Consider the following 8321-nt stretch of genomic DNA (forward strand, 5'->3'; position numbering starts at 1 on the left):
GGATATCACTCCGGCACCAGTGACCTGTTTGAGCGAGAGTTACTCGTCTTCCAGTTCGATGTTGATACCCAGCGAACGAATCTCTTTCAACAGTACGTTGAAGGACTCTGGCATGCCTGGTTCCATCTGGTGATTGCCGTCCACAATGTTTTTATACATTTTGGTACGACCGTTCACGTCATCAGACTTAACGGTAAGCATTTCCTGCAGGGTGTAAGCGGCACCGTATGCTTCCAGCGCCCACACTTCCATCTCCCCGAAACGCTGTCCACCGAACTGCGCCTTACCACCCAGCGGCTGCTGAGTAACCAGGCTATAAGAACCGGTAGAACGCGCGTGCATTTTATCGTCAACCAGGTGGTTCAGTTTCAGCATGTACATGTAGCCAACGGTAACCTGGCGCTCGAATTGCTCACCGGTACGACCGTCGAACAGGGTTATCTGACCAGAAGTCGGCAGACCGCCCAGCTGTAACAGTTCCTTGATTTCAGACTCTTTCGCACCGTCGAAGACCGGCGTTGCGATCGGCATGCCTTTACGCAGGTTTTCTGCCAGACGCAGAACCTCATCATCGCTGAAGGTGCTCAGGTCGACTTTCTGACGAACGTCAGCGCCCAGATCGTAGGCACGCTGGATGAATTCGCGCAGTTTCGCGACTTCCTGCTGCTGTTTCAGCATGGCGTTGATCTTGTCGCCAATACCTTTCGCAGCCATACCCAGGTGAGTTTCCAGGATCTGACCAATGTTCATACGAGACGGTACGCCCAGCGGGTTCAGTACGATGTCTACCGGCGTGCCGTTTTCATCGTAAGGCATATCTTCGATCGGGTTGATCTTGGAGATAACACCCTTGTTACCGTGACGACCTGCCATTTTATCACCAGGCTGGATCTGACGTTTAACGGCCAGATAAACCTTAACAATCTTCAGCACGCCCGGTGCCAGATCGTCGCCCTGAGTGATTTTGCGGCGTTTCGCTTCGAGTTTTTTCTCGAACTCGTGTTTCAGTTCGTCATACTGCTCAGCCAGCTGTTCCAGCTGATTTTGTTTCTCTTCGTCGGCCAGGCCCAGTTCCAGCCAGCGATCGCGCGGCAGCTTGTCGAGCTTCTCAGCTTCAACACCGCCAGCAACCAGCACAGCATGAATACGGCTAAACAGGCCAGCTTCGAGGATCTGCAGTTCTTCAGACAGGTCTTTTTTCGCCTGTTTGAGCTGCATCTCTTCGATTTCCAGCGCACGTTTGTCTTTTTCCACGCCATCGCGGGTAAAGACCTGAACGTCGATAACAGTACCGGAGACACCGTTCGGTACGCGCAGAGAAGAGTCTTTAACGTCAGACGCTTTCTCACCGAAGATCGCGCGCAGCAGTTTCTCTTCTGGCGTCAGCTGGGTTTCACCTTTCGGCGTTACCTTACCAACCAGAATGTCGCCGCCGGTCACTTCCGCACCGATATAAACGATACCGGACTCATCCAGTTTAGAGAGCGCAGCTTCACCCACGTTCGGGATATCAGCGGTGATCTCTTCCGGCCCCAGCTTGGTGTCACGGGACACACAGGCCAGTTCCTGGATGTGAATAGTGGTGAAACGATCTTCCTGGACTACACGCTCGGACACGAGGATGGAGTCTTCGAAGTTGTAACCGTTCCACGGCATGAACGCTACGCGCATGTTCTGACCGAGCGCCAGTTCACCGAGGTCGGTGGACGGACCATCTGCCAGCACGTCGCCGCGCTCAATCGGCTCACCCAAGGACACGCACGGCATCTGGTTGATGCAGGTGTTCTGGTTAGAACGGGTGTATTTGGTCAGGTTATAAATGTCGATACCTGCTTCGCCCGGGTACATCTCGTCTTCGTTAACTTTAATAACGATACGGGACGCATCCACGTACTGCACGGTACCGCCACGTTTAGCAACAGCGGTAACACCGGAGTCAACGGCAACAGCACGTTCCATACCGGTACCCACCAGCGGCTTATCAGCGCGCAGAGTCGGAACCGCCTGACGTTGCATGTTCGCACCCATCAATGCACGGTTGGCGTCATCGTGTTCCAGGAACGGAATCAGGGACGCACCGACGGAAACCACCTGCTGGGTGGAAACGTCCATATAGTCAACCTGGTCTGCGCTGAACAGGCTTGATTCGCCTTTGCTACGGCAGGTTACCAGATCGTCTACAAAACGACCTTCTTCCGTCAGATTGGTGTTCGCCTGCGCGATCACATAGTTACCTTCTTCGATTGCAGAGAGGTAATGGATCTCGTCAGTCACCACGCCGTCGGTCACTTTACGATACGGAGTTTCGAGGAAGCCGTATTCGTTCGTCTGCGCGTACACAGACAGGGAGTTGATAAGACCAATGTTCGGGCCTTCAGGCGTTTCGATAGGACATACGCGACCGTAATGGGTCGGGTGAACGTCTCGAACTTCAAAGCCTGCGCGCTCACGGGTCAGACCGCCCGGGCCGAGTGCAGAAATACGACGCTTGTGCGTAATCTCAGACAGCGGGTTGTTCTGGTCCATAAACTGTGACAGCTGGCTGGAACCGAAGAACTCTTTCACTGCGGCAGAGATAGGCTTGGCGTTGATCATATCCTGCGGCATCAGGGTATCCAGATCGCCCAGAGACAGACGCTCTTTCACCGCACGTTCTACACGCACCAGGCCAACGCGGAACTGGTTTTCCGCCATTTCACCAACGGAACGGATACGACGGTTGCCGAGGTGGTCGATATCATCGACTTCGCCTTTACCGTTACGGATATCAATGAGCTTTTTCATCACATCGATGATGTCTTCATTGCTCAGGATACCGGAACCTTCAATGCTGTCGCGCAGCAGAGAACGGTTGAACTTCATGCGACCAACCGCAGAGAGGTCGTAGCGGTCTTCGGAGAAGAACAGGTTCTCAAACAGGCTTTCAGCGGCTTCACGCGTCGGCGGCTCACCCGGGCGCATCATGCGGTAGATTTCTACCAGCGCGCTCAGACGATCGTTGGTCGGGTCGATACGTACAGTCTCAGACATGTACGGACCGTGATCCAGATCGTTGGTGAACAGGGTTTCGATACGTTTGTGGCCCGCCTGGCTCAGCTTCGCCAGCAGATCGAGCGACAGCTCCATGTTTGCCGGGCAGATCAGCTCGCCAGTGGAGTCATCCACATAATCTTTCGCGGCAACTTTGCCGGCGATGTATTCAACCGGTACTTCAATATGCCGAATTTCGTCTTTTTCCAGCTGACGGATATGGCGCGCGGTAATGCGGCGGCCTTTTTCGACATACATTTTGCCGTTCGCTTCGATATCAAAAGAAGCGGTCTCGCCACGCAGGCGTTCCGGCACCAGTTCCATCTGCAGCTTGTTGTCGCGAATTTCAAAGACAACTTTTTCAAAGAACAGGTCAAGGATCTGCTCAGTGGTGTAGTTCAGCGCACGCAGAATAATGGTAGCTGGCAGTTTACGGCGACGGTCGATACGAACGAACAGGTTATCTTTCGGATCGAATTCAAAGTCCAGCCATGACCCACGGTAAGGAATAATACGTGCGTTATAAAGCACCTTACCAGATGAGTGGGTTTTACCTTTGTCGCTGTCAAAGAATACGCCAGGGCTACGGTGCAGCTGAGAAACGATAACGCGCTCGGTACCGTTAATAACGAAGGTGCCGTTATCGGTCATGAGCGGGATTTCACCCATGTAAACTTCTTGTTCTTTAATGTCTTTAACGGTGCCTTCCGGCGCTTCACGCTCGTAGATCACCAGACGCAGTTTTACGCGCAGCGGAGCAGAATATGTTACGCCACGGATCTGACATTCTTTAACATCAAAAACTGGTTCGCCAAGACGGTAGCTGACGTATTGCAGTTCCGAATTGCCGCTATAGCTTTGAATCGGGAACACGGAGCGGAACGCCGCTTCCAGACCGTACTGACCTTCAGGATCTTGCTCGATAAACTTCTGGAACGAGTCAAGCTGGATAGAAAGGAGATATGGCACATCCAGAACTTGTGGACGTTTACCAAAATCCTTACGAATACGTTTTTTCTCGGTATAGGAGTAAACCATAGGGTTCCTCAGCTCGCTGACAAGTCGACCCACTCTGCCCGTGACAGGGACAGTTTGTGCAACACTATTTTGTTGACCGGAAAGTGGAGCACTTTCCGCAATGCCTGTTGCTATCACGCTTAAATCATTTCATTGCGGTTTACACAGAATTGACACTCTGCCGCAGTATATTAAGTCGTCGATAGAAACAAGCATTGTAAAGGTAACTGATAGTCAAACAGTGTGAAACGCTACCAGCACCATACAGCGCAAAAAGGCTGGTGACCAAAAAGTCACCAGCCATCAGCCTGATTTCTCAGGCTGCAACCGGAAGGGTTGGCTTATTTAACTTCAACTTCAGCGCCAGCTTCTTCCAGAGATTTTTTCAGAGCTTCAGCGTCATCTTTGCTCACGCCTTCTTTCAGAGCGGCCGGAGCAGATTCTACCAGGTCTTTAGCTTCTTTCAGACCCAGGCCAGTTGCGCCACGTACTGCTTTGATTACAGCAACTTTGTTAGCGCCAGCGGCTTTCAGAATTACGTCGAACTCAGTTTTTTCTTCAGCAGCTTCAGCAGCAGCGCCCGGGCCAGCAACGGCTACAGCGGCAGCAGCAGAAACACCGAATTTTTCTTCCATTGCAGAGATCAGTTCTACAACGTCCATTACGGACATAGCGGCAACTGCTTCAATGATTTGATCTTTAGTGATAGACATTTAAATTGTTCCTGAATATCAGAATAAGTTTATACGTAAGCGAATGCTTTACAAAGAATTCTGCGATTAAGCAGCTTCTTTCGCATCGCGTACAGCAGCCAGAGTACGAACCAGTTTGCCAGCAGAGGCTTCTTTCATGGTCGCCATCAGGCGTGCAATTGCTTCTTCGTAGGTCGGCAGAGTTGCCAGGCGATCGATCTGGGACGCCGGGATCAACTCACCTTCAAAGGCAGCGGCTTTGACCTCAAATTTTGCATTCGCTTTCGCGAACTCTTTGAACAGACGAGCAGCAGCGCCCGGGTGTTCCATAGAGTATGCAATCAGGGTCGGACCAACGAACGCGTCTTTCAGGCACTCAAAAGAGGTACCTTCAACAGCACGGCGCAGCAGGGTGTTACGAACAACACGCATGTAAACGCCAGCTTCGCGACCTGCTTTACGCAGTTCGGTCATTTTATCTACGGTAACGCCACGGGAATCCGCAACTACCGCAGACAGCGCACCTTTGGCTACTTCGCTGACTTCAGCAACAATCGCTTGTTTGTCTTGAAGATTTAAAGCCATTAGCTTTGCTCCTGGATGTTTGCCAGGGCTCATGCCCTGGAACTCACTTCACTCTTTCCAACGAAAAGAGCGTCTTAATACGGTGAGCAGAAACAAGCCAAAGAGTACTTAAAAATATTCTTCAGGTTCTGTCACCGTCTACGCAGGGGATTAAGTTTCTTGCGAAACTCCTGCGGTCTTCGACGGAGGCCTGGATAGGCCAGGCTCCAACGAACAAATTCTTCTATCCTTCGCTCTTCGTGTTATGGCTGTATTGGCTGCCACGCCACGAATATCCCGGATATGTCTGCTTTTGCAGAATCGTGGGCGTAAGATTGTAGACAAATCCGCCACCCACGTAAAGGCGAATATTAGTTCGCCGCTGCGTTCAGACCAGCCTGGTCTACCGCAACACCAGCACCCATGGTGGTGGAGAGGCTAACTTTCTTGATGTACACGCCTTTTGCCTGAGACGGTTTTGCTTTTTTCAGCGCAACCAGCAGGGCTTCCAGGTTTTCTTTCAGTTTGTCAGCGTCGAAATCCACTTTACCGATGGTGGTGTGGATGATGCCGTTTTTGTCGTTACGGTAACGAACCTGGCCCGCTTTAGCGTTTTTAACAGCTTCAGCAACGTTCGGCGTTACAGTACCAACTTTCGGGTTTGGCATCAGGCCACGCGGACCCAGAACCTGGCCCAGTTGGCCAACAACGCGCATTGCATCCGGAGAAGCAATAACAACGTCAAAGTTCATTTCGCCTTTCTTGATCTGGTCAGCCAGATCTTCCATACCTACCAGCTCAGCGCCAGCTGCTTTAGCAGCTTCAGCGTTCGGGCCCTGGGTAAATACAGCTACGCGAACTGAACGGCCAGTACCGTGCGGCAGTACAGTTGCACCACGTACGTTCTGGTCAGATTTACGCGCGTCGATGCCGAGGTTAACGGCAACGTCTACGCTTTCGACGAATTTAGCGGTAGCCAGCTCTTTGAGCAGAGTAATGGCTTCGTTGATGTCGTACTGTTTGGTCGCATCAACTTTCTCACGGATCACACGCATGCGCTTGGTCAGTTTAGCCATTTCTTAGTCCTCCACTACCAGGCCCATGGAACGAGCAGTACCTTCGATTGAGCGAGTCATCGCTTCAATGTCAGCACCGGTCATGTCCGCGGCTTTAGTCTGAGCGATTTCCTGCAGCTGAGCGCGGGAGATCTTGCCCACTTTTTCTTTGTTCGGCTTGCCGGAACCAGACTTGATACCAGCCGCTTTCTTCAGCAGAACTGCTGCCGGAGGCGTTTTGGTAACGAAAGTGAAGGAACGGTCAGCGTAAACGGTAATAACAACCGGAATCGGCAGACCTTTTTCGATGGAATCCGTTTTAGCGTTGAACGCTTTACAGAATTCCATGATGTTAACACCCTGCTGACCCAGAGCCGGACCAACCGGTGGGCTCGGGTTTGCCATACCAGCTGCAACCTGCAGCTTGACGTAGGCCTGGACTTTCTTAGCCATTGCAATTTCCTCGTTTGGGTATAACGCCCCGAAAGGCTCCCCGTGTTTAAATACGTTTTACGGATTTGTGATCCATAAAAACAAAAGGCGCGAAATTATATGCCAATTTCACGCCCTGCGCAACGTTTGATCGTCGAATATTTAGGCTTTTTCGACCTGGCTGAAATCCAGTTCTACCGGGGTCGCACGACCGAAGATAGAAACGGAAACTTTCAGGCGAGACTTCTCGTAGTCAACTTCTTCGACTACACCGTTAAAGTCAGCAAACGGACCGTCGTTGACGCGAACCATTTCACCCGGCTCGAACAGCGTTTTCGGACGCGGTTTATCACCCACCTGTTGCAGGCGGTTCATAATCGCATCAACTTCTTTGTCGCTAATCGGTGCCGGACGATCGGAGGTGCCGCCGATGAAGCCCATCACGCGCGGAACGCTACGCACCAGGTGCCAGCTGGCGTCGTTCATCACCATCTGGACAAGCACATAGCCCGGAAAGAATTTGCGCTCGCTTTTACGGCGCTGGCCGCCACGGATCTCAACCACTTCCTCGGTTGGAACCATAACTTCGCCAAATAACTCTTCCATATTGTGTAATTTGATATGCTCACGCAGCGACGTCGCTACGCGGCCTTCAAAACCGGAAAACGCCTGAACGACGTACCAGCGCTTCTTAGGAGCTTCAGACATCTCAGAACCTCAGGCCAGTGATAAAGGAAACAAGGCGAACCAGAATACCATCCAGTCCCCACAGGATCAGCGACATGACTGCGGTTACCGCAGCCACGATCAATGTGGTGTGCAACGTTTCCTGACGAGTAGGCCAAATCACTTTACGTACTTCGGTTCTCGCTTCACGGGCAAAAGCAACGGTCGCTTTGCCCTTCGTCGTCAACAGCGCGACACCACCTGCTGCAGCAATCAGAATAACAACTGCCAGCGCGCGGAGCGGCAGCATCATGTCACGATAAAGATAGTTGCCTACGATAGCCACGAGTAGCAGTACTGCAACAACAACCCACTTCATCGCTTCCAGGCCGCGCCCGCTCCCTTGAGCTTCGGTATTCGCACTCATAAACCAACCTGTCACAAGAATTCAGACAAACATTTTTGCCCCGCATAAGCGAGGCAACCAAACCGAAATGCTCTGGCGAGTTTCGGACTAACGCCCCTCTTCAGAGCCTGTCTCAGCAATGATTATGACAAAAAAAATCACTGATGAGCCAGGTTCTGGGTCGAAAGCGTACAAAAAGGGCATCAAATGATGCCCTTTTCTTGCGCATTGCGTCAAATGTTATCAGCGATTAGCTGAGAACTTTTGCTACAACGCCTGCGCCAACGGTACGGCCGCCTTCACGGATTGCGAAACGCAGACCATCGTCCATCGCAATCGGGTGAATCAGGGTAACAACCATTTTGATGTTGTCGCCCGGCATTACCATCTCAACGCCTTCCGGCAGTTCGATGGTGCCAGTCACGTCAGTTGTACGGAAGTAGAACTGCGGACGGTAGC

Annotated in this window: 7 protein-coding genes and 1 pseudogene; all 8 read right to left on the reverse strand. The window is 51.9% G+C overall.

Annotation, left to right across the window (positions count from 1 at the left end):
- Nucleotides 1-39: 39 nt before the first annotated feature.
- A complete protein-coding gene (gene rpoB / locus ACTU3N_RS15470; protein WP_443087009.1) occupies nt 40-4068 on the reverse strand; it encodes a DNA-directed RNA polymerase subunit beta in 4029 nt (1342 codons plus the stop codon).
- A 320-nt stretch (nt 4069-4388) separates the two neighbouring features.
- On the reverse strand, nt 4389-4760 hold the full coding sequence (gene rplL / locus ACTU3N_RS15475) for a 50S ribosomal protein L7/L12 (protein ID WP_443087010.1): 372 nt from the start codon (nt 4758-4760) through the stop codon (nt 4389-4391).
- A gap of 66 nt (nt 4761-4826) precedes the next feature.
- On the reverse strand, nt 4827-5324 hold the full coding sequence (rplJ, locus tag ACTU3N_RS15480) for a 50S ribosomal protein L10 (RefSeq protein ID WP_035890288.1): 498 nt from the start codon (nt 5322-5324) through the stop codon (nt 4827-4829).
- Between the two features lie 350 nt (nt 5325-5674).
- Complete coding sequence (gene rplA, locus ACTU3N_RS15485; RefSeq protein ID WP_443087011.1) at nt 5675-6379, reverse strand: 50S ribosomal protein L1; 705 nt, start codon at nt 6377-6379, stop codon at nt 5675-5677.
- 3 nt (nt 6380-6382) lie between these two features.
- A complete protein-coding gene (rplK, locus tag ACTU3N_RS15490; protein ID WP_443087012.1) occupies nt 6383-6811 on the reverse strand; it encodes a 50S ribosomal protein L11 in 429 nt (142 codons plus the stop codon).
- A 141-nt stretch (nt 6812-6952) separates the two neighbouring features.
- The gene (gene nusG, locus ACTU3N_RS15495; RefSeq protein ID WP_001287521.1) at nt 6953-7498 is read right to left on the reverse strand and encodes a transcription termination/antitermination protein NusG; all 546 of its coding nucleotides are present in this window, start codon (nt 7496-7498) and stop codon (nt 6953-6955) included.
- 1 nt (nt 7499) lies between these two features.
- Complete coding sequence (gene secE, locus ACTU3N_RS15500) at nt 7500-7883, reverse strand: preprotein translocase subunit SecE (protein ID WP_003033128.1); 384 nt, start codon at nt 7881-7883, stop codon at nt 7500-7502.
- A 229-nt stretch (nt 7884-8112) separates the two neighbouring features.
- A pseudogene (tuf, locus tag ACTU3N_RS15505) lies at nt 8113-8321 on the reverse strand (elongation factor Tu); the annotation flags it as partial.

It is taken from the genome of Vagococcus sp. WN89Y (assembly GCF_052220145.1).
Lineage (GTDB): Bacteria > Pseudomonadota > Gammaproteobacteria > Enterobacterales > Enterobacteriaceae > Kosakonia.

Bases quoted from the DNA above. Each gene is read 5' to 3' on its own strand.
- nusG (WP_001287521.1), bottom strand. From the start codon at position 7,498: ATGTCTGAAGCTCCTAAGAAGCGCTGGTACGTCGTTCAGGCGTTTTCC.
- rplJ (WP_035890288.1), bottom strand. From the start codon at position 5,324: ATGGCTTTAAATCTTCAAGACAAACAAGCGATTGTTGCTGAAGTCAGC.
- rplK (WP_443087012.1), bottom strand. From the start codon at position 6,811: ATGGCTAAGAAAGTCCAGGCCTACGTCAAGCTGCAGGTTGCAGCTGGT.
- rpoB (WP_443087009.1), bottom strand. From the start codon at position 4,068: ATGGTTTACTCCTATACCGAGAAAAAACGTATTCGTAAGGATTTTGGT.
- secE (WP_003033128.1), bottom strand. From the start codon at position 7,883: ATGAGTGCGAATACCGAAGCTCAAGGGAGCGGGCGCGGCCTGGAAGCG.
- rplA (WP_443087011.1), bottom strand. From the start codon at position 6,379: ATGGCTAAACTGACCAAGCGCATGCGTGTGATCCGTGAGAAAGTTGAT.
- rplL (WP_443087010.1), bottom strand. From the start codon at position 4,760: ATGTCTATCACTAAAGATCAAATCATTGAAGCAGTTGCCGCTATGTCC.